General features: G+C 72.9%; 21 protein-coding genes and 1 tRNA gene. 18 read left to right on the top strand and 4 right to left on the bottom strand.

The window, feature by feature from the left end; translation table 11 throughout:
- Positions 1 to 179: 179 nt before the first annotated feature.
- The 9 genes from fdh to ACFY29_RS30085 all read left to right on the top strand — a co-directional run bounded on the left by fdh (position 180) and on the right by ACFY29_RS30085 (position 10933).
- The gene (gene fdh / locus ACFY29_RS30125; protein ID WP_386991540.1) at positions 180 to 3452 is read left to right on the top strand and encodes a formate dehydrogenase; all 3273 of its coding nucleotides are present in this window, start codon (positions 180 to 182) and stop codon (positions 3450 to 3452) included.
- A complete protein-coding gene (locus ACFY29_RS30120) occupies positions 3445 to 4548 on the top strand; it encodes a 4Fe-4S dicluster domain-containing protein (protein ID WP_386991577.1) in 1104 nt (367 codons plus the stop codon). Before fdh ends, ACFY29_RS30120 begins: the two co-directional genes overlap by 8 nt.
- A gap of 239 nt (positions 4549 to 4787) precedes the next feature.
- A complete protein-coding gene (nrfD, locus tag ACFY29_RS30115) occupies positions 4788 to 5849 on the top strand; it encodes an NrfD/PsrC family molybdoenzyme membrane anchor subunit (RefSeq protein ID WP_386991575.1) in 1062 nt (353 codons plus the stop codon).
- A 13-nt stretch (positions 5850 to 5862) separates the two neighbouring features.
- Positions 5863 to 5958: transfer RNA gene (locus tag ACFY29_RS30110), tRNA-Sec, on the top strand.
- A gap of 22 nt (positions 5959 to 5980) precedes the next feature.
- Positions 5981 to 7285, top strand: coding sequence for an L-seryl-tRNA(Sec) selenium transferase (gene selA, locus ACFY29_RS30105; protein WP_328416541.1), 1305 nt, complete (start codon positions 5981 to 5983; stop codon positions 7283 to 7285).
- Between the two features lie 2 nt (positions 7286 to 7287).
- Positions 7288 to 9042, top strand: a complete 1755-nt coding sequence (gene selB / locus ACFY29_RS30100; RefSeq protein WP_386991538.1) for a selenocysteine-specific translation elongation factor — start codon at positions 7288 to 7290, stop codon at positions 9040 to 9042.
- Between the two features lie 65 nt (positions 9043 to 9107).
- A complete protein-coding gene (locus ACFY29_RS30095; protein WP_089022155.1) occupies positions 9108 to 9305 on the top strand; it encodes a hypothetical protein in 198 nt (65 codons plus the stop codon).
- Between the two features lie 79 nt (positions 9306 to 9384).
- Positions 9385 to 10662, top strand: coding sequence for a hemolysin family protein (locus tag ACFY29_RS30090; protein WP_386991536.1), 1278 nt, complete (start codon positions 9385 to 9387; stop codon positions 10660 to 10662).
- A gap of 85 nt (positions 10663 to 10747) precedes the next feature.
- Entirely contained in the window at positions 10748 to 10933 is a 186-nt protein-coding gene (locus ACFY29_RS30085; protein WP_328426859.1) for a hypothetical protein, read from the top strand.
- 9 nt (positions 10934 to 10942) lie between these two features.
- Here the strand turns inward: ACFY29_RS30085 and ACFY29_RS30080 are convergent, their stop codons facing one another.
- Positions 10943 to 11593 (bottom strand): hypothetical protein, encoded by a 651-nt coding sequence (locus tag ACFY29_RS30080; protein ID WP_386991534.1) that lies wholly within the window; start codon positions 11591 to 11593, stop codon positions 10943 to 10945.
- Between the two features lie 133 nt (positions 11594 to 11726).
- Between ACFY29_RS30080 and ACFY29_RS30075 the strand changes: the two genes are divergently transcribed.
- Entirely contained in the window at positions 11727 to 11921 is a 195-nt protein-coding gene (locus tag ACFY29_RS30075) for a hypothetical protein (protein ID WP_328416548.1), read from the top strand.
- Here the strand turns inward: ACFY29_RS30075 and ACFY29_RS30070 are convergent.
- The 3 genes from ACFY29_RS30070 to ACFY29_RS30060 form a co-directional block, all read right to left on the bottom strand.
- Positions 11918 to 12394 carry a hypothetical protein gene (locus ACFY29_RS30070; protein WP_355611394.1) on the bottom strand — a complete coding sequence of 159 codons (477 nt, stop codon included), beginning with the start codon at positions 12392 to 12394 and terminating at the stop codon, positions 11918 to 11920. The two genes, ACFY29_RS30075 and ACFY29_RS30070, sit on opposite strands and share 4 nt — an antisense overlap.
- A complete protein-coding gene (locus tag ACFY29_RS30065) occupies positions 12391 to 12603 on the bottom strand; it encodes a phosphatidylethanolamine-binding protein (protein ID WP_328416551.1) in 213 nt (70 codons plus the stop codon). Before ACFY29_RS30065 ends, ACFY29_RS30070 begins: the two co-directional genes overlap by 4 nt.
- Before the next feature lie 71 nt (positions 12604 to 12674).
- Positions 12675 to 13556, bottom strand: a complete 882-nt coding sequence (locus ACFY29_RS30060; RefSeq protein ID WP_355611397.1) for a universal stress protein — start codon at positions 13554 to 13556, stop codon at positions 12675 to 12677.
- A gap of 116 nt (positions 13557 to 13672) precedes the next feature.
- On the opposite strand from ACFY29_RS30060, the gene ACFY29_RS30055 reads away from it, so the two are divergent.
- From ACFY29_RS30055 to gcvH, 8 genes are all read left to right on the top strand, one after another.
- Positions 13673 to 14419 carry an SAM-dependent methyltransferase gene (locus ACFY29_RS30055; protein ID WP_328416555.1) on the top strand — a complete coding sequence of 249 codons (747 nt, stop codon included), beginning with the start codon at positions 13673 to 13675 and terminating at the stop codon, positions 14417 to 14419.
- An 82-nt stretch (positions 14420 to 14501) separates the two neighbouring features.
- Complete coding sequence (locus ACFY29_RS30050) at positions 14502 to 15680, top strand: PP2C family protein-serine/threonine phosphatase (RefSeq protein ID WP_328416557.1); 1179 nt, start codon at positions 14502 to 14504, stop codon at positions 15678 to 15680.
- A 56-nt stretch (positions 15681 to 15736) separates the two neighbouring features.
- Complete coding sequence (locus tag ACFY29_RS30045; RefSeq protein ID WP_386991530.1) at positions 15737 to 16201, top strand: MarR family winged helix-turn-helix transcriptional regulator; 465 nt, start codon at positions 15737 to 15739, stop codon at positions 16199 to 16201.
- Positions 16202 to 16481: 280 nt separating this feature from the next.
- On the top strand, positions 16482 to 17114 hold the full coding sequence (locus ACFY29_RS30040) for a CDP-alcohol phosphatidyltransferase family protein (protein WP_386991528.1): 633 nt from the start codon (positions 16482 to 16484) through the stop codon (positions 17112 to 17114).
- Positions 17111 to 18055, top strand: coding sequence for a DUF881 domain-containing protein (locus tag ACFY29_RS30035; protein WP_328416561.1), 945 nt, complete (start codon positions 17111 to 17113; stop codon positions 18053 to 18055). The genes ACFY29_RS30040 and ACFY29_RS30035 overlap by 4 nt, the downstream gene beginning before the upstream one ends.
- On the top strand, positions 18052 to 18384 hold the full coding sequence (locus ACFY29_RS30030; protein ID WP_030327710.1) for a small basic family protein: 333 nt from the start codon (positions 18052 to 18054) through the stop codon (positions 18382 to 18384). Before ACFY29_RS30035 ends, ACFY29_RS30030 begins: the two co-directional genes overlap by 4 nt.
- 11 nt (positions 18385 to 18395) lie before the next feature.
- Positions 18396 to 19409 (top strand): DUF881 domain-containing protein, encoded by a 1014-nt coding sequence (locus ACFY29_RS30025; RefSeq protein ID WP_386991526.1) that lies wholly within the window; start codon positions 18396 to 18398, stop codon positions 19407 to 19409.
- Between the two features lie 59 nt (positions 19410 to 19468).
- Positions 19469 to 19849, top strand: a complete 381-nt coding sequence (gene gcvH, locus ACFY29_RS30020) for a glycine cleavage system protein GcvH (RefSeq protein WP_328416565.1) — start codon at positions 19469 to 19471, stop codon at positions 19847 to 19849.
- The last annotated feature ends 91 nt before the right edge of the window (positions 19850 to 19940 follow it).

Below are 19940 nucleotides of genomic sequence, written 5' to 3'. Positions count from 1 at the left end.
CGGCTGGAGCCGCGTCGTGCCACTCGCCGAGAGGCGACCTGCACACCGACACCAGCGCCGCCCCCGGCCCACCAGCCGGGGGCGGCGCTGTCTGTTCAGCCGTTGATCCCTCGGTTCGCGAACATGTCTCGGTTGACCTATGTTCATGAGGTCGCTCGCGTGGGAGGGGGTGTCGGGGGATGGGTTTGCGGACCTTCATCGAGGGTTGGCCGGTCTACCGGCAGCTCACCGGCACCGACCCGTTGGGCCGGGGCGCTGCGGCGCAGTCCGCCCGCTCAGCGGAGTTGACCGCCCGCACCGAGGATGCCGACAGCGTGGCCCGCTCGGTCTGCCCGTACTGCGCTGTGGGCTGCGGTCAGCGGGTGTTCGTCAAGGACGGGCAGGTCAGTCAGATCGAGGGCGACCCGGACAGTCCGATCTCGCGAGGTCGCCTCTGTCCGAAGGGCGCGGCCAGCAAGAGCCTGGTGACCAGCCCGTTGCGGCAGACGACCATCCGCTACCGCCGGCCGTACTCGACGCAGTGGGAAGATCTGGAACTCGACACCGCGGTCGACATGATCGCCGACCGGATCCTCGCCGCCCGCGAGCAGACCTGGGAGGACGTCGACAGCGAGGGTCGGCCGCTCAACCGGACGTTGGGTATCTCCAGTCTGGGTGGGGCGACGCTGGACAACGAAGAGAACTACCTCATCAAGAAGTTGTTCACCGCGATGGGGGCGCTCCAGATCGAGAACCAGGCCCGTATTTGACACTCCGCCACTGTCCCCGGTCTGGGGGCCAGCTTCGGTCGTGGCGGTGCGACGGACTTTCAGCAGGACATCGCCAACGCTGACGTGATCGTCATTCAGGGTTCGAACATGGCTGAGGCGCACCCGGTGGGTTTCCAGTGGGTGATGGAGGCCAAGCGCCGTGGCGCCAAGGTCTTCCACGTCGATCCGCGGTTCACCCGGACCAGCGCGTTGGCCGACTCGTACCTGCCGATCCGGGCGGGCACGGATATTGCCCTGCTGGGTGGGGTGGTGCGCTACATCCTGGACAACGAACTCGACTTCCGCGAGTACGTGCTCTCGTACACGAACGCGGCGACGATCGTCAGCGAGCAGTTCACCGACACCGAGGACGGCGACGGGTTCTTTTCCGGCTTCGACCCCGAGACCGGCACCTACGTGCAGGACAGTTGGCAGTACGAGGGGCACGAGGGCTCCTCCGGCAGCGGGCACACCGCCCAGGAGCGGGATAGTGCCTCGGGGCTGGCGCACGAGTCGCACGGCGCACCGGTTGGCGGCCAGACCCTGCGGGACGAGACGTTGCAGCATCCGCGGTGCGTGTACCAGATCCTCAAGCGGCACTTCGCCCGCTACACGCCGGAGATGGTGGAACGGGTCTGCGGCATTCCGCAGGAGAAGTTCCTGGAACTGGCGCAGGCCTGGACGCGGAACTCTGGCCGGGAACGTACCGGGATGCTGATCTACTCGGTGGGGTGGACGCAGCACAGCGTGGGCGTGCAGTACATCCGCACCGGCGCGATCATCCAACTGCTACTCGGCAACATGGGCCGCCCCGGTGGTGGGGTCATGGCGCTGCGCGGGCACGCCAGCATCCAGGGCTCCACGGACATCCCGACGCTGTTCAACCTGCTCCCCGGCTACCTTCCGATGCCACACCACGCCGACCACCCGACGTTCGACAAATGGGTCGACAGCATCCGCCACCCCGGGCAGAAGGGCTTCTGGGGCAACGCCGGGTCGTTCGCCGCCAGCCTGCTCAAGGCGTACTGGGGCGATGCGGCGACGCCAGAGAATGACTACTGCTACGGCTATCTGCCCCGGTTGACCGGCGACCACGGGACGTACCAGCAGGTGCTCAACATGATCGACGGCAAGATCAAGGGGTACTTCCTGCTTGGGCAGAACCCGGCGGTGGGTTCCGCGCATGGCCGCGCCCAGCGCCTCGGGATGGCCAACCTCGACTGGCTCGTGGTTCGCGACCTGTTCATGATCGAGAGCGCAACGTTCTGGCAGAACGGCCCCGAGGTGGCCACCGGCGAGATCGTCCCTGAGGAGTGCCGTACGGAGGTGTTCTTCCTTCCCGCCGCCTCGCATGTGGAGAAGGAGGGCACCTTCACCCAGACCCAACGGCTGCTGCAGTGGCGCGAGAAGGCCGTCGAACCCCCGGGCGACGCCCGCTCCGAGCTGTGGTTCTTCTACCACCTCGGCCGCAAGCTGCGGGAGAAGCTGGCCGGCTCGGACCTGCGCCGCGACCGGGCGCTGCTCGACCTCACCTGGGACTACCCCACACACGGCCCGCACGCGGAGCCGAGCGCCGAGGCCGTGCTGCGGGAAATCAACGGGTACGACGTGGCGACCGGCCGTCCGCTGTCCAGTTTCGGCGAGGCTCGCGCGGACGGCTCCACCGCGATCGGCTGCTGGATCTACACCGGCGTGTACGCCGACGGCGTGAACCAGGCCGCCCGCCGGAAGTCCCGGCACGAGCAGGACTGGGTCGCTGCGGAGTGGGGTTGGGCCTGGCCGGCGAACCGGCGGATCCTCTACAACCGTGCCTCCGCCGACCCGGACGGCAAACCGTGGAGTGAGCGTAAGAAGTACGTCTGGTGGGATCCGGAGACGGCCGAGTGGACCGGCTACGACGTGCCGGACTTCGAGAAGACCAAACCACCGTCGTACCGGCCACCGCCCGGCGCGTCGGGCACGGAGGGCATCGCCGGCGACGACCCGTTCATCATGCAGGGCGACGGTAAGGGCTGGCTGTACGCGCCCAGCGGAGTCCTGGACGGGCCGATGCCCACCCATTACGAGCCGGTCGAGTCACCGGTGCGCAACCCGCTCTACCGCCAGCAGGCCAACCCGACCCGCAAGATGTACGCGCACCCGATCAACTCGGTGAACCCGAGCCCGCCGGAGGCGCACAGCGAGGTGTTCCCGTACGTGTTCACGGTCAGCCGGCTCACCGAACACCACACCGCCGGCGCGATGAGCCGCACGGTCGGCCCGCTGGCCGAGCTGCAACCGGAGATGTTCGTCGAGGTCTCCCCGCAGCTGGCCGCCGAGGCCAATCTGGCGCATCTCGGCTGGGCACATCTGGTCAGCGCCCGCGCGGTGATCGAGGCGAAGGTGCTGGTGACCGACCGGCTCACCCCGCTACGCGTGGACGGCCAGGTCATCCATCAGGTCTGGTTGCCGTACCACTTCGGCTTCGAGGGCCTGGTGACCGGCGACTCGGCCAACGACCTGTTCGGCATCAGCCTCGACCCCAACGTCCTGATCCAGGAGAGCAAGGTCGGCACCTGCGACGTCCGACCCGGCCGCCGTCCCACCGGGCCAGCGCTGCTCGACCTGGTGGCCGACTACCAGCGGCGGGCCGGAATCGCCCCGGGTCGACATGCCCCGGCGGTCACCACCGACAGCGACGGGGAGGGGCACGGTGATTCCTGACCCGAACAGCCTGTACGGGCCGCTGGATCCGGCACCGGATGCCGGTTGGTCGTCGGCGCCGCCGCGGATGGGGTTCTTCACCGACACCAGCGTCTGCATCGGCTGCAAGGCGTGTGAGGTGGCCTGCAAGGAGTGGAACGGGGTGCCCGGCTCCGGCCTGGACCTGCTCGGCATGTCCTACGACAACACGGGCGCGTTGACCGCGAACTCGTGGCGGCACGTCGCGTTCATCGAACAGGCCCGCCCGGCAGGACATCGCGCCCCGCCGTCCGCCGGGACGCCGGCCAGCGCGGCGTCGGCGGCCGTCGCAGGCGGCACCACCGATCTGAACGGCACGAACCCGGGAGTGCCGCCCGAGGCCGCCGCGCGGATGGCCGCCGGCGGACCGAATGACGTGCTCGGCGACCCGGTAGGCCCCGGGCCGGTCGTCGGTGGCCCCGGGCCGGTCGGGGGTGGCGCCGGGCCGGAGTTCCTCGGGATGCCGGGTGCGCAGCCGCCGGGTCGGGGCACCGGCGCGGAGGGGCGCAGCGATTTCCGCTGGTTGATGATGTCGGACGTGTGTAAGCACTGCACGCACGCGGCCTGCCTGGACGTCTGTCCAACGGGTTCGTTGTTCCGGACGGAGTTCGGGACGGTGGTGGTGCAGGAGGACATCTGCAACGGCTGTGGTTACTGCATCTCGGCGTGCCCGTACGGTGTGATCGATCAGCGTAAGGATGATGGTCGGGCGTGGAAGTGCACGTTGTGCTACGACCGGCTGGGTGCGGGGATGACTCCGGCGTGTGCGCAGGCGTGTCCGACGGAGTCGATCCAGTACGGGCCGTTGGATGAGTTGCGGGAGCGGGCTGCCGCGCGGGTCGAGACGTTGCATGAGCGGGGGGTGCCCGAGGCGCGGTTGTACGGGCATGATCCGAACGATGGTGTTGGTGGTGACGGGGCGTTCTTCCTGTTGCTGGACGAGCCCGAGGTGTATGGGCTGCCGCCGGATCCGGTGGTGACCACCCGGGACCTGCCGGCCATGTGGAAGCGCGCCGGCCTGGCGGCGCTCGCCATGGCGGCGGCAACCGTCGCCGCGTTCGTCGGAGGTTCCTCGTGAGTCAAGACCGTCCCCCGGTGGGTGACCTGTTCCGTCGCTTCCGCGACCGGCTCGCCGCCGAGGGCGCCGAAGGCCCCGACCGCCTCGGCCGCCCCACCCGGCCGGAGACGAACGGCCACAGCGCCACGCCGAGCGACAGCCCAGCGGCAACCGCGAGCGACAGCCCAGCGGCAACCGCGAGCGACAGCCCAGCGGCAACCGCGAGCCGTGGAACGGCCGGCACCGAGGCCCAGGCCGACCTGACCCCGCAGCCGCCGCGGACCGCCGAACCCGCCGGCCGGCGGACTGGCCGGCGGGGCGGTCGTCGCGGCGGCGGCGAGGAACTGCGGGTGCCAGAGGCCGAGTTCACCTCGTACTACGGCCGGCCCGTCCTGAAGCCGCCGGTCTGGAAGTGGGACATCGCGGCGTACCTGTTCACCGGCGGGCTGGCCGCCGGCTCTTCGCTGCTCGCCGCGGGCGGGCAGCTCACCGGCCGACCGGCACTGCGCCGGGCTGGTCGGGTCACCGCGCTGGCCGCCGTCAGCGCCAGCGCCGTCTTCCTGGTCAAGGACCTGGGCAGGCCGGCGCGATTCCACCACATGCTTCGGGTGGCCAAGCTGACCTCACCGATGTCGGTGGGCACCTGGATCCTCACCGCCTTCGGGCCGGCCGCCGGGGTGGCCGCGATCGCCGAGGCCGCCGACTGGCTGCCCCGGCACGGGCTGCTCGGGCTGGCCCGTCGAGCGCTGCCGCCGGTTGGGCACGCTGCCGGGCTGCTCGCCGCGGGCACCGCGCCCGCGCTGGCCACGTACACCGGGGTGCTGCTCGCCGACACGGCGGTGCCGTCCTGGCACGAGGCGTACCCGGAGCTGCCGGTCATCTTCGCGGGCAGCGCGTTGGCCAGCGGCGCCGGCGTGGGTCTGCTCGCCGCGCCGCCGGCCCAGGCCGGGCCGGCCCGGCGGATGGCAGTGGCCGGCGCGGCCCTGGAACTGTTCGGCGCGCACCGGGTGGAGACCCGCCTCGGCCTGCTCAGCGAGCCCTACCGGCTGGGCCTGCCCGGTCGGCTGCTGCGCACCGGTCGGCTGTTGACCTCGGTCGGGGTGGCCGGCGCGCTGCTCGGGCGGCGCAGTCGGGTGGTTGGCGTGCTGTCCGGCACCGCGCTGCTGGCCGCGTCGGTCGCCACCCGGTTCGGCATCTTCCACGGCGGCGTCGCCTCCGCCCGCGATCCGCGGTATACCGTGGTGCCGCAACGCGAGCGGGTCAATGCTCGCCGGAATGGCATGGATCTTCCACCTGGCCCGGCGGCCCCGCCTGTGTTGTGATCGAATGTCCGGTGGAGGCGTTCAGGCGGCTGGTGCCCCTCCCGGTCTTCAAAACCGGAGTGGTCCGGGACCCGGGCCAGGCGGGTTCGATTCCCGTCCGTCTCCGCCAACGCGCGGCAGGAGTTGACGTGATGGGCGAGGGGCCGGTGGACCCGCGACGCCGGGTGCCCCGCACCGACACGCTCCTCGCCGACCCGCGGCTGACCGCGGCCATCGCGAGCCTCGGGCGGGACCGCGTCAAGTCGGTCGTCGCCCAGACGCAGGAGCGGGCCCGTCGCGGCGAGATCGGCCCCGACGAGGTCCGTGACGCCGCCGTCGCCGCGCTGCCCGCACCCGGCCCCCGCGCGGTGCTCAACGCCACCGGCGTCGTGCTGCACACCAACCTGGGTCGGGCGCCGCTGTCGCCCACCGCGGTCGCCGCGGTCGTGGCCGCCGCCGGGCACACCGATGTCGAGCTGGACCTGACCACCGGGCGGCGGGCCCGCCGCGGCCGCGACGCGATCGACGCGCTGGCCGCCGCCGTGCCCGACGCGGGCGCCGTGCACGTGGTCAACAACGGCGCCGCCGCGCTCGTGCTGGCCGCCACCGCGTTGGCCGCCGGCCGGGAGATCGTGGTCAGCCGGGGCGAGCTGGTCGAGATCGGCGACGGCTTCCGCCTGCCCGACCTCCTGGAGAGCACCGGCGCCCGGCTGCGGGAGGTGGGCACCACCAACCGCACGACGCTCGCCGACTACGCCGCCGCAGTCGGCCCGAACACCGGCTTCGTGCTCAAGGTGCACCCGTCGAACTTCCAGGTCACCGGCTTCACCTCGGCCACACCGGTCCGGCAGTTGGCCACCATCGGCGTGCCGGTGGTCGCCGACATCGGCTCCGGCCTGCTCACCCCGGATCCGCTGCTGCCCGACGAACCGGACGCGGCGAGCAGCCTGCGCGCCGGCGCCGCGCTGGTCACCGCCAGCGGCGACAAGCTCCTCGGCGGCCCGCAGGCGGGGCTGCTGCTCGGCGACGCCGAGCTGGTCGACCGGCTGCGCCGCCATCCGCTGGCCCGGGCGTTGCGCGTGGACAAACTCACCCTGGCCGCGCTGGCCGCCACCCTGCACCGCCCGGACACCCCGACCCGGACCGCGCTGCACGCCGACCCGGGCGTCCTGCGCCGGCGGGTGGAGCGGCTGCGCGACCTGCTCGGCGCGGACGGTCGCAAGGCGGAGGTCGTGCCGGCGGTCGCCGTGGTCGGCGGCGGCGGAGCCCCCGGCGTGGAGCTGGATTCCTGGGCGCTGAGCCTGCCCGAGCGGTACGCCATGCCGCTGCGCACCGGCGCCCAGCCGGTGCTCGGCCGGGTGGTGCGGGGCCGGCTCCTGCTCGACCTGCGCTGCGTGCCGCCCGACGCCGACGAGGCGGTCCGGGCGGCCGTGCTGCGCGTACCCGGAGACGACTGACCGTGTTCGTCGTCGCCACCGCCGGGCACGTCGACCACGGCAAGTCGACCCTGGTCCGGGCGCTGACCGGGATGGAGCCCGACCGGTGGGCCGAGGAACGCCGTCGGGGGATGACCATCGACCTGGGCTTCGCCTGGACGACGCTGCCATCGGGCGGCACGGTCGCCTTCGTCGACGTACCCGGGCACGAACGTTTCGTGCCGAACATGCTCGCCGGGGTCGGGCCGGTGCCGGCGGCGCTGGTCGTGGTCGCCGCCGACGAGGGGTGGATGCCGCAGTCCGCCGAGCACCTGGCCGCGCTGGATGCGCTCGGCGTCGGGTACGGCCTGCTCGCGGTGACCCGCGCGGACCTGGCCGACCCGGGGACGGCCATGGACCGGGCCCGGGCCGAGATCGCGGCGACCAGCCTCGGCGTGGTGGAGACGGTGGCGGTCAGCGGACTGACCGGCGACGGCCTGCCGGAGCTGCGGGCGGCCCTGGACCGACTCGCCGCCCGGCTGCCCGCCCCCACAGTGGACGATCCGGTCCGGCTCTGGGTGGATCGCAGCTTCACCGTGCGGGGCAGCGGCACGGTGGTCACCGGCACTCTCGGCGCCGGCCGGTTGCGGGTCGGTGACGAGCTGGCGCTGGCCGGCACCGACGAACCGGTCCGGGTCCGTGGCCTGCACTCACTCGGCCAGGCCCGGCCGGAGGCGGCGGCGGTGGCCCGGGTGGCCGTCAACCTGCGTGGCACGCCTCGTGACCGGCTCGGCCGCGGCGACGCGCTGCTCACCCCGGGCCGGTTCCACCACACCGACCTCGTCGACGTCCGGCTCACCGGCGACCCGGCGGCTGACCTGCCGGCCACCCTCACCCTGCACGTCGGGTCGGCGGCGGTGCCGGTACGGGTCCGCCCACTCGGCCCGGACACCGTCCGGCTCCGGCTGGCCCGCCCGCTGCCGTTGCTGGTCGGCGATCGGGCGCTGCTGCGCGACCCGGGCCGGCACCACGTGTCCGGCGGGGTGCGGGTGCTGGACGTGGCGCCACCGCCGCTGGCCCGCCGGGGCGCTGCCGCCGCCCGCGCGCAGGTCCTCGCCGACCTGGACGGCCGGCCCGACCTGGCCGGCGAGCTGCGCCGCCGTCGGCTGATCCAGGCCGGCGCGCTGATCCGGATGGGGGTGCCGGTGCAGGCCGCGCCGGTGGCCGGCGACTGGCTGGCCGATCCCGGGCACTGGCAGCGACTCGGCGACCAGGTGACCGAGGAGGTCGCGCGCTACGCACGGGAGCACCCGCTGGAGCCCGGCATGCCGGTGGACGCGCTACGCCAGCGCCTCGCCCTGCCCGACCGGGTACTGGTCGAGGCGCTGGTCCGGCCGCCGCTGCGGATCCACGCCGGCCGGGTCGGAACGGCGAGCGCCGGCGCGCTGCCCGAACCGGTGGCGCTTGCCGTGCAGCGGGTCCGAGCCGAGTACGCCGACCGCCCGTTCCGCGCCCCCGAAGCGGACCGCCTCGTCGACCTGGGGCTGGGCCCTCGGGAGATCGGGGCCGCCGTACGCGCCGGTGCGTTGCTGCGGCTGGCGGACACCGTGGTCCTGCTGCCCGACGCGCTCGACGACGCGGTCCGGGTGCTGGCCGCGCTGCCCCAGCCGTTCACGCTGTCCGCGGCCCGTCAGGCGTTGGACACCACCCGCCGGGTGGCGGTGCCGCTGCTGGAGCTGCTGGACCGCCGGGGCGCGACCCGTCGACTGCCCGACGACGCCCGCATCGTCGTCACCTGACGGTCGTGCCCGGCTGACCCGGCCAACCGGCCACCGCATCACCGACGGTCACCTACGGTGACGCCATGGACCCTTCGGCGGTCTGGCGGGACCGGCAGCACCGGTGGCGGATCGAGGCGTACCGCGCCCCGGACCTGCGGTTCGCCATCTACGCCACCAACGGCCCCACCGAGTCCGCCCCGCTCTGGCTGTTCGGCATGTCGGCGCTGGCGCGGTGGCTGATGACCCACGCCATCTCGCTGGACGACCTGGAGACCGACTGAGCGCCGGCCGGCTGGAAACCGCACCCAGAGCCGGTCTCGCTGCGGTTGAGTGGCCTGAGGCGGCGGACGGGGGTGCGCGGTGGGCGGTCAGCTCGGGCAGTTGGCGCTGGTGGCCGTTCTGGTGCTGGTCAACGCCGCGCTCTCCGGCAGCGAAATGGCACTGGTGACGCTGCGCGAGGGGCAGCTGCGGCGGCTGAGCCGGCGGACCAGCGCCGGCGACCGGCTGGTCCGGCTCACCCGCGACCCGAACCGCTACCTGGCCACCATCCAGCTCGGCATCACCCTGGCCGGGTTCCTCGCCTCGGCGGCGGCCGCGGTGTCGCTGGCCGAGCCGCTGGTCGCCCCGCTGGGCTTCCTCGGCGCGGCGGCCCGACCCGCCGCGGTGGTGCTGGTGACGGTGGTGCTGACCTTCGTCACGCTGGTGTTCGGCGAGCTGGCCCCGAAGCGGTTGGCCATGCAGCGCGCGGAGCGCTGGGCGCTGCTCAGCGTCGGCCCGCTGGACCTGCTGGCCCGGCTCTCCCGTCCGGCGGTCTGGCTGCTCAGCCGGGCCACCGACGCGGTGGTCCGGCTGGCCGGCGGCGACCCGCGGGCCAGCCGGCAGGAGATGACCGAGGAGGAGCTGCGGGAGATGCTGGTCAGTCAGCGTGGTCTGTCGGCCCAGCAGCGGGAGATCCTGACCGGCGCGTTCGACATCGCCGGCCGGACGCTGCGGGAGATTCTGGTGGCCCGGCGCGAGGTGACCGCGCTGCCGGCGGGTCTTGCCGCCGACGAGGGGGTACGGAAGCTGGCCGCCGCCGGCCGGTCCCGCGCTCCGGTCACCGGCCCGGGTGGCCTGGACGAGGTGGTGGGCGTGGTGCACATCCGCGACCTGGTGCAGGCCGGCGCCGGCACGGTGGGGGAGAGGGTCCGGCCGCCGCTGCTGCTGCCGGTCACCCTGCCGGTCGCCGAGGCGTTGCGTCAGCTCCGTCAGGAGCACCAGCAGCTGGCCCTGGTGGTCGACGAGCACGGCGGTATCGACGGCATCGTCACCCTGGAGGACCTGCTGGCCGAGGTGGTCGGCGAGTTGTACGACGAGACCGACCGGGACGTACGGGGGGTGATCCGGGAGTCGGACGGGTCGCTGTTGGTGGCGGGTGACTTTCCGTTGCACGACCTGCCGGACCTCGGGGTGCGGCTGAGTTTCCCGCTGTCGAGGGAGTACACCACGGTGGCCGGGCTGGTGCTCGCCCGACTGGGTCACCTGCCGAGCGAACCGGGGGAGACGGTGCGGCTGCCCGGGCTGACCCTGGAGGTGGTGGAGGTCGCCGACCGGGCGGTCCGCCGGGTGCGGCTACGCGGATTCGTCGCCGAACGCTGAGCCGGGCCCGCCCTCCACCACCCGGACGGGGGACAATACCGCCGAATTCGCCCGCAGCGGATGGGCGCCACATACGGTGCGATACGTGAAGGACCGAGGGTTGCGTACGTTCGTCACGGTGCTGGCCGGCCTCGCGGTGATCTACTTCGGTAGTACCGGCCGCAGTCCCGAGGAGGGCCGTGGCCTCTCCGGCGGGTTGGTGGTGCTGGCGTTGCTCGCCGCGCTGCTGGTGTGGCACCTGACCCGGCCGGGCGACAAGACGGTGAAGTGAGCGCCTGCCTCAGCGGGCCGCGACGCGGGTGACCTCGCCGGCGGACTCCTCGCCGAGCGCCACCCGGACCAGCGCCGAGGCGAGCCGGCCGAAGTCCGGCTCGTCGACCAGCCCGGCCAGTCGGTCGGGTGAGCCCGGCAGGCCCAGCCGCTTCGCGCCGGCGAGTGCCCGGCGGTCGGCGTACGGGCGCAGGTCGGACCAGACCGTCTGTGCCTCGCGCAGGTAGATGTCCGCGCCGGTGGGCCCGATGCCGGGAAACTCGGTGAGCCGCCGACGCAGCCCGGGCGGGTCGCCCTGGGCCTCCCGGTGCAGCCGCCGCAGGTCACCGTGCCAGCGGTCCAGGCACAGCCGGGCGCCGGTGCCGAGCATGGTCGCGGTCCGCTCGTCGTAGCGGCGGTAGTGGCCCCGGCCCAGCGCGTCCACCCGCTGCTGCCAGCTGGCCGCCTCCATCGCCTGCGGCGTGCGGTAGCCCGCGGCGAACAGCTCCCGCGCGGCGTCCACCGCCACGCACGCCCGGATCCGGGTGCTCAGCAGGGTGGCCAGCACCAGCAGCTGGTACAGCGGACCGGGGCGGTCCGAAAGCCGGATGCCCGCCTGCTCCGCGTACGTGTCGTGGTGTCGGTCCAGCAGGACCCGCGCCACCGTTCGGTCGTTGCCCACGTCCGGTGGGTACCCGCCCGGCGGGCGGCTAGCCCTCCCGGCGGCGAGCGGGGCCGGAATGGCACCGGGCCGGGCGGGTATGCCTGCGGTGGAGGCGGTCGATGCCGCCTGCCGTACCCGGAGGGAGACACCCGTGGTCAACCCGCAGCAGGAGGAGTTCCGGCGCAACGCCAAGGGAGCCACCAGTCAGGACAGCAAGGTGCCCACGCCGACCGGGCACCCGCTCAACCGCGGCTCGTCGCGTGGAGACGAGGGTCGGCCGGTGCCCAAGGGTCAGGTGTCGCCGTACGGCCCGGCGGGTGAGCCGGTCGCCGAGGACGACAGCTAACGGTTTCGCCCTGACGGCCGCCGCAACCTGTTCCAGGTGGCGGCGGCCGTCAGCCCGAACGCCAGGTGCGGAATGATGTCGGAGATCCAGTCGGAGCGCCGCCAGGTGCGCGGGTCGCTGATGCCCAGTGCGGTGATGGACCCGTCAGTCATGGTCATCACGCCCGCGCCGAGCACGCCGGTGGCCATCGGCAGCGGCTGCCGCCGACCACGTGCGTAGAGCGCGAACGCCACGCCCGCGCCGATGCCCAGCCCGTAGCCGATCAGAGGCCCGAGGCCCGAGCGGCGGTTCGCCGCCCGGGCCCCGGGCCCCAGGTCCACGTGCGCGATCCCGGCCAGCCGGTCCACGGTCTGCTCCGGGACGCTGCTCGCCGGCCGTGCCCGAAGCACCATGTCCAGATAGCTGACCACGTTCAGCGCGGCGCTGCCGACGGCGCCCGCGATGGCGCCGTCGGCCACGTCAACCGTCCTCATTTCGGGTCGCCCGGTTCGCGCTCTCCCTTGGGTCCGTATGTGCGCTCGCCGCGCACCACACCCCGTTGGCCGCGGTCCTCCTGCAGGATCTTGTTGGCAACCTGGTTGGCCTTGCCGTCGGGCACCCGCCGTCCGGAGTCGTCGATCACGTTGCGCATTCGCGCTCGCTGCTTGTCGTACGCGTTACTGCCCGGCCGTGGTCCTGGCATCTGCTGCCTCCTTCGTCGCCGTTGGCGTACCGCGCTCGTCTACCCGTCTGACAGCGGGCCATTCCCGCGTCTCAGCGGGGGGCGCGGACCACGGCGACCGGGCAGTGCGCGTGGTGCAGCACCGACTGGCTCACCGACCCCAGCAGCAACCCACTCACCTGGCCGCGCCCCTGCCCGCCGACGACCACCAGTTGGGCGGAGCGGGACGCCTCGGCGAGCACGGCGCCGGCCCGCCCGTGCACCGCCCGCCGGGTCAGCCGCAGCTCGGGGTGGCGCTCGGCCAGCCCGGTCAGCGACTCGGCGAGGACCTGGTCCTCCTCGTGGTGCAGTTGCTCCGCGTCGTACACCAGGGGCTGCATGTCGCCGGGGCGGGTGCTGGGCGGGTGCCGGTAGGCGTGCACCGCCAACAGCGGTGCGTCGCGCGCCACGGCGGTCTCGGCGGCGAACTCGGCGGCGAGCCGGGACGCCGGCGAACCGTCCAATCCGACCAGCACCGGCTCGCCGGGATGTTCCACGCCGCGAGCCACGAGCACCGGGCAGTCGGCGTACGCGGCAACCTGTACCGCCACCGAGCCGACCACCAGCGAGGTGAAGCCGCCCAGCCCTCGGTCGCCGAGCACGATGAGAGCGGCGGTGGGGGATTCGCCCACCAGCACCGCAGCGGCCTCACCGTCGATGATCTCGCCGGAGATCGTCAGCCCCGGTACGGTCGCCTCGGCCTCGGCCACCGCCGCCGCGACCAGTTCCTCGGCCTGGTGGCGCAGCCCGCCGCCGGCCGGGGCGTCCGGGGCGGGGGAGACGGGCACGTGCAGCAGCGGCCAGATGAACCCGTGCACCACCCGCAGCGGCCGGTGTCGGCGCGCGGCCTCCGCGGCGGCGAGGCGCACCGCGCGCAGGGACGGCTCCGAGCCGTCCACGCCGACCACCACCGCTGCGCTGTTCGCCGAGTTCACCGGCCACCTCCCGCCGGGGCCAGTATTGCGGGCGGGAACGGCTCGGCGGAGCGATACCGCCCAGGACGTCGGGGTCGGTACGCTGGCGGCGACCGGTCGGGGAGGGGGCGTCGTCGATGGGTGAACCGGACCAGCCGAGCACCGCTCGCATGATCGACTTTTGGCTTGGCGGGGATCACCACTTCCCGGTCGACGTGGCCGCCGCGACCGCCTTCGAGCAGGCGTACGGGCCGTGCGCGCCGGTGTTCCGGGAGCTGCGGGCGTTCCTCGGTCGGACGGTACGGGCGATCGCCGGACAGGGCGTGGACGGGTTCCTGGTCTTCGGCGCGGGGGTGCCCACGATGGGCAACGTGCACGAGGTTGCCGCCGAGGCCACTGTGCTCTACACCGACGTCGACCCGGTCACCATCCGGCTGGGGCAGCGCATCCTCGTTGGCAGCGACCGGGCTGGCTACGGCTACGGCGACGCCACCGACATCGGCACCATCGATCCGGCGCAGCTGCACCGCTTCGTGCCAGGCTGGGGCCGGCGGCCGGTCGGGGTGGTCTTCCTCGGGCTCGCCGCGTTCCTCGACGACGACACGCTGACCCGCACCCTCGACGAGCTGTACGCCGCCGCGGCGCCGGGCAGCCTGCTGGCCGTGGACTTCGACACCGAGGAGCTGGCCGGTCATCCGGAGGCGCTGGCGATGATGGGGCCGGCGTTCCGGATGCGGCCGCCGTCGTCGTTCGCGCCGTTGCTGGGTCGATGGACGCCGACGGCGGACGGAATCGTGCCGGTCACCCGGTGGCGGCCGGACGGTCCGCCGGCTGAGGTGCCCGACGCGTTCCACGGTGTGCTCGCGACCCGCGGCGCCGACTGACGCCGCCTCGACCGCGCCGACGGGCTGTCCCGGGGCGTCCGTATGATGCTTGCCCTGTAGCAAGCTTCTGGAGAGGACGACCATGGAGGACGCGCCGGGTGTGGTGTCGCGTGCGCTGCGCGAGGCCCCACCCGACCAGCTGGCGGAGGCCGCCGACCGGGCGATCCGCTCGTCGTTGGGCGCGCTGCGCACCGACGTGTTCGTCGCCGACTATCGGATCAGCGGGCTCTGGCCGTTGCTGGACCCGGAGCTGCCGGCGGGCGGGTTCCTGGCCTGCCACACGGTGGCCCAACGCTGCTTCAGCAGTCAGCAGCCGGTGCGCGACTCCGCCGAGCACGGCCCGTGCCGGCTCTACCTGCCGCTGACGGCATGGGGAGAGCGGCTGGGCGTGCTGCTGATCGAGCTGCCGGCCGTGCCGGGCCCGGCCGTCACCGGCATCGCCACGGACATCGCCGGCGTCGTGGCGGTGGCGATGCGGGCCGCGGACCGGGAGACCGATCGGTACCGGCGGGCCCGACGCCGGGAGCGGCTCAGCATGGCCGCCGAGATGCAGTGGGACCTGCTGCCGGGGCGCAGCGTGGCACACCACGCGTTCCACCTGGCCGGTCAGCTCGAACCGGCGTACACCGTGGGTGGGGACCACTTCGACTGGTCGCTGGACGGCGACCGGCTCACCGTGACGGTGCTCAACGGCGAGGGCAGCGGCCTGGCCGCGTCGCTGCTGACCGCGGCCACAGTGAACGCGATGCGCAACGCGCGCCGTTCCGGTGGTGGTCTGGTGGAGCAGGCGGAGTTGGCCTCGGACACGGTCTTCTACCAGCACCGGGGCCGTCGGCACGTGGCCACCCTGCTGCTGGAGCTGGACACCCGCACCGGGCGGGTGCGAGCGGTCGACGCCGGCTCGCCGCACATGCTGCGGCTGCGCGGCGCGGTGGTCGAGCCGGTGAAGCTGGATCAGCAGCTGCCGCTGGGCATGTTCGCCGAGACCCGCTACGAGTTGCAGGAGTTCCAGCTCGCGCCGGGTGACCGCGTCTTCGTGGTCAGCGACGGGGTGTGGGCGGCCGAGCCGGCGGGCCTGGAGCCGTACGGGCAGCGGGTGATGACCCGTTCCCTGCGCGCCACACGGTTGCAGCCGGCGACCGAGGCGGTTGGTACGGTGATGCGCGAACTGCACGCCTACCATGTGGACTCCGATCTGCGCGACGACGCCGTCGTGGTCTGCCTGGACTGGCACGGTCCGGGTGATAGCGACGGCGGGTGAGAGTCGTCAGCGGTCCGTCGGGCGGGCACCAGCGCGACAATGGCAGGGGACATCGGGTGGAGCGACCTGCGGATCTCGCAGCGGCGATCGACGCGGCCGCCGAGACGCTGATCGCCGTGCTCGATTCGGCCGCGGCGCGACATCAGGTGCCGCCGACCCAACTGCGGGTGCTGGCGTTGATCAGCAGCCGGCCGGAGACCAATGTCAACCGGTTGGCGGAGCTGTTGGACGTGGTGCCCTCCTCGGCCAGCCGGCTCTGCGACCGACTGGAGGCGACCGGTCTGCTGCGCCGGGTGGCCGATCCGCGGGACCGGCGCGAGGTGCGGTTGGTGCTGACCGCCGCCGCGCAGACCCTGCTCGGGGAGTTGGCCGAGCGGCGGCAACGCGCGGTGCAGGTGGTGCTGGACCGGATGCCGCAGCGGGGCCAGCACGATCTGCTGCTGGCGTTGCTCGCGTTCGGCCGGGCGGCGACCCAGGTGGTGCCGGAACAGCAGACCGACCCGGCGGTGCAGACAGCCTGAGCGGACGCAGGACCCGTCCACTAGTATCCTAGGACGCTTTACGCGTGGTGATCCACGCCACAGTGCGGCACAGCCGCACCAACCGCCGCGCGGCGGCGCCCCAGAGCTCCGACGGAAGCCCGATATAGTGGCACCGCACTCACCCGGCCCGTGATCATCGAGATCGCGGGCCGAATCAGGGAAGAGGTCCCGTTCCGGGGCCGCAGGGGGAGCCGGCGCTGGCCGGCCCGACAGCCGTACGACTTCCGCCGGGCGCCGGGTCGTGCGCGGAGGAGGTTCGGTGTCTCGTCGGCCGGCTCGGTCAGAGCATCCGCGGGACACCGGCGACCAGGTTCCCGGCGACCAGGTGCTCACCCTGCCCAACCTGATCAGCTTCGGGCGGCTGCTGGGCGTGCCGATCTTCCTCTATCTCTTCCTGGTGGCTCGCGCCGACGTCGCGGCCCTCGTCGTGCTGGCCATCGGCGGCACTACGGACTGGGTCGACGGCTGGATCGCCCGCCGGCTGCGCCAGGTGAGCCGACTCGGGGAGCTGCTCGACCCGCTGGCCGACCGGCTCTACATCCTCGCCACGCTGATCGCCTTCACCGCCCGCGAGGTGGTGCCGTGGCAGTTCACCGCGGCGCTGCTGGCCCGGGAGTTGCTGCTGCTCGGTTCGCTGGGGGTGCTGCGCCGCTACGGGTACGGGCCGCCGCCGGTGCACTACGTGGGCAAGACCGCCACGTTCCTGCTGCTCGCGGCGTTCCCGGTGTTGCTGCTGGCCACCGAGTTGACCGACGTGGCGACGGCGGCGGCCGCGATCGGCTGGGGGCTGGCCTGGTGGGGGCTGGTGCTCTACTGGGTGGCCGGCGGGATGTACGTGGTGCAGGCGGCCCGGCTGGTGCGCGCGGCGCGCGACCCGGGAGCGGTTGCGTGAGCGCGCCGCGGCCCGGGGACGGCCGCCGGGATCGGGTGTACGCACCGGACTTCCTCACCGAGCTGTTCCGCAACCCCCTGGACCCGGGGTACGCCGATGCGGCGGCTGCCCGTCGGCGGGCTGCGCCCGCGGAGCCCGCCCGGGGGTGGCGGGCCTGGTCGGCGCGTTCGGTCAGCCTGGTTGTGGTGGTGGTGCTGGGTTTCCTGTTCGCGGTCGCGTACCGGCAGACGTTGGAGGACGAGCCGGGCCGCAGCCAGGCCCGCTCCGGCCTGGTGGCGCAGATCAAGGAGCGGGAGAGCGAGACCGACCGGTTGTCCACGCGTGCGGACCAGTTGCGCGAGGAGGTCGGTCGGCAGCGCGACGCGGCGTTGAGCGGGTCGGCCGCCGCCCGGCTGCGGGACCAGGAGGCGAGCACCGGGCTGGGCCGGGTGCGCGGCGACGGTGTGGTGGTGCGGCTGGCGGACGCGCCGGGCAAGGAGGACGCGGTGACCGGCATGGGTGCGGGGCCGCCGCGGGTGCTCTACAGCGACCTGCAGGGGGTGGCGAACGCGTTGTGGAGTGTCGGCGCGGAGGCGATCGCCATCAACGGGCAGCGGTTGACCTCGACGTCGACGATCCGGTCGGCGGGTGAGGCGATTCTGGTGGACTTCCGGCCGGTGACCGGGCCGTACGAGGTGTCGGCGGTCGGTCCGGGCTCGATGCGGCGGAAGTTCGAGGACAGCCGCAGCGCGGCGCTGATGCGGGAGGTCGCGCAGAAGACCGGCCTGTCGTTCGGTGTGCGGGAGTCGGATGACCTCACCCTGCCGGCGGCTCCGGAGCCGCAGCTACGCTACGCCAAGCCGTCGGTCAGTCCGAGCCCGTCCACGTCGGGTGGCCGGTCCGGCAGTCCCGGGTCGTCCGGTTCTCCGGCGACCGTTAGCCCCTCCGGAGGTGGCCGATGATCGCGGTGCTGGCGTTGCTCGCCGGTGTGGTGCTTGGTGTGTGGCTCGATCCCACGGTCCCGGCGGCGTTGCAGCCGTACCTGCCGATCGCGGTGGTGGCGGCGTTGGACGCGGTGTTCGGTGGGGTGCGGGCGAGGCTGGACCGGATCTTCGATGACAAGCAGTTCGTGGTGTCGTTCATCTCGAATGTGCTGGTGGCGGGCCTGATCGTGTACCTGGGTGACCAGTTGGGAGTGGGCGGGCAGTTGTCCACCGGTGTGGTTGTCGTACTCGGGGTGCGGATCTTCGGGAACGTGGCGGCGATCCGTCGGCACCTGTTCCGGGCGTAGGTTTGACAGCGATGAGCGACGAGCAGACCGAGACGGGGACGGGCTGGCCGCAGCCGGCGGGTCCGGCGCGGCCGGGTGGGCCGGCGGGTGAGCCGGATCCGCGGCCGGATGCGCCGGATCCGGACGAGTTGAGCCCGCTGGCGCCGCAGGGGCCGGCGGAGCGGGAGCCGGAGCCGCCGGACGACGAGCCCGCGGTGGCGTCGGGGGACGACGGCGCGACGGTGGATCTGAGCGCAGTGTCGGGGTCGGGTGAGCCGGCGACGCGGTCGGAGGGGTCGACGGTGCCGGCCGAGGAGCCGGTGGCGCCGGTGAAGTCGGCGGCGGGTCGGTTCCGGTTGAGCACGGCCAGCTTGATGATCGTGGTGTTGTTGGCCTTGTTGGGCTTCACCCTGGTGGTGCAGTTGAAGACGACGTCGACGGATCCGACGCTGGGGGCGACGCGTCAGGAGGACCTGGTCCGGATCCTGTCGGATCTGGATGCCCGGGAGAACCGCCTTCAGCAGGACATTCGGGCGTTGGAGGACAGTCAGCGGCAGTTGCGCTCGGGTGAGCAGGGCCGCCAGGCGGCGTTGGACGAGGCGACCCGGCGGGCGGATGAGTTGGGCATCCTGGCGGGCACGTTGCCGGCGGTCGGCCCCGGGTTGACCGTGGAGTTCGAGGGTGCTGGTAAGCCGATTTCGGCGAACCGGGTGCTGGACGCGGTGCAGGAGCTGCGGGGCGCGGGCGCGGAGGCGATGCAGATCTCCGGTGGCGATCGGGCGACGGTGCGGATCATCGCGTCGACGTACTTCCTGGATGGGGAGAACGGGTCGTTGGTGGTGGAGGGGCGTCGGCTGATGGGGCCTTTCACGATCACCGTGATCGGTGATCCGGCGACGATGCGTACGGCGTTGAACATTCCTGGTGGGGTGGTGGCGTCGGTCCGGGGTGACGGCGGTAACGTGACCTTTGGGGAGCGTGAGGTTGCCGAGGTTTCGGCGCTGCACGTGCCGATCAAGTTGGAACACGCCCGTCCGGTCTCCTGACCGGCGCGGCCGCGCCGGACCCGGGTGGTCCGGGGCACGATGGATGAAGGACGCGTCTGGTGATTCCCGAGGATCTGCGATACACCGCCGAGCACGAGTGGGTGTTGGGTAACGGCACCGGTTCGGTCCGGGTCGGCATCACGCACTTCGCGCAGGACGCGCTGGGTGACATCGTGTACGTGCAGTTGCCCGAGGCGGGTGCTGCGGTCGCGGCCGGTGACTCGTTGGGTGAGATCGAGTCGACCAAGAGCGTGTCGGAGATCTACGCGCCGTTGGCGGGTACGGTGGCGGCGCGCAACGAGGCGCTGGGTGACACCCCTGAGCTGATCAACACTGATCCGTATGGTGCGGGTTGGTTGGTGGAGATCACTCCGGCTGATCCGACGGCGGTGGACGGTCTGCTGACGGCGGGCGCGTACCGCGAGATCACCGAAGGCTGAGTGTGCTTGATCCGGTGCGTGGGATGTCTGCGCGCGTCCGGTTGCCCTGCATTTCGGCGCTGGCTAGGCTCGCCCAGTCGACCGAGAACCC

The organism is Micromonospora sp. NPDC000668, from assembly GCF_042897975.1.
Taxonomy (GTDB): domain Bacteria; phylum Actinomycetota; class Actinomycetes; order Mycobacteriales; family Micromonosporaceae; genus Micromonospora.
This window is presented reverse-complemented; position numbering and strand designations above follow the sequence as displayed.

Coding starts and splice junctions, on each gene's coding strand:
- selA (WP_328416541.1), top strand. CDS start 5,981: ATGGGCGAGGGGCCGGTGGACCCGCGACGCCGGGTGCCCCGCACCGAC.
- ACFY29_RS30095 (WP_089022155.1), top strand. CDS start 9,108: ATGGACCCTTCGGCGGTCTGGCGGGACCGGCAGCACCGGTGGCGGATC.
- ACFY29_RS30070 (WP_355611394.1), bottom strand. CDS start 12,394: ATGAGGACGGTTGACGTGGCCGACGGCGCCATCGCGGGCGCCGTCGGC.
- ACFY29_RS30065 (WP_328416551.1), bottom strand. CDS start 12,603: ATGCCAGGACCACGGCCGGGCAGTAACGCGTACGACAAGCAGCGAGCG.
- ACFY29_RS30055 (WP_328416555.1), top strand. CDS start 13,673: ATGGGTGAACCGGACCAGCCGAGCACCGCTCGCATGATCGACTTTTGG.
- ACFY29_RS30050 (WP_328416557.1), top strand. CDS start 14,502: ATGGAGGACGCGCCGGGTGTGGTGTCGCGTGCGCTGCGCGAGGCCCCA.
- ACFY29_RS30030 (WP_030327710.1), top strand. CDS start 18,052: ATGATCGCGGTGCTGGCGTTGCTCGCCGGTGTGGTGCTTGGTGTGTGG.
- ACFY29_RS30025 (WP_386991526.1), top strand. CDS start 18,396: ATGAGCGACGAGCAGACCGAGACGGGGACGGGCTGGCCGCAGCCGGCG.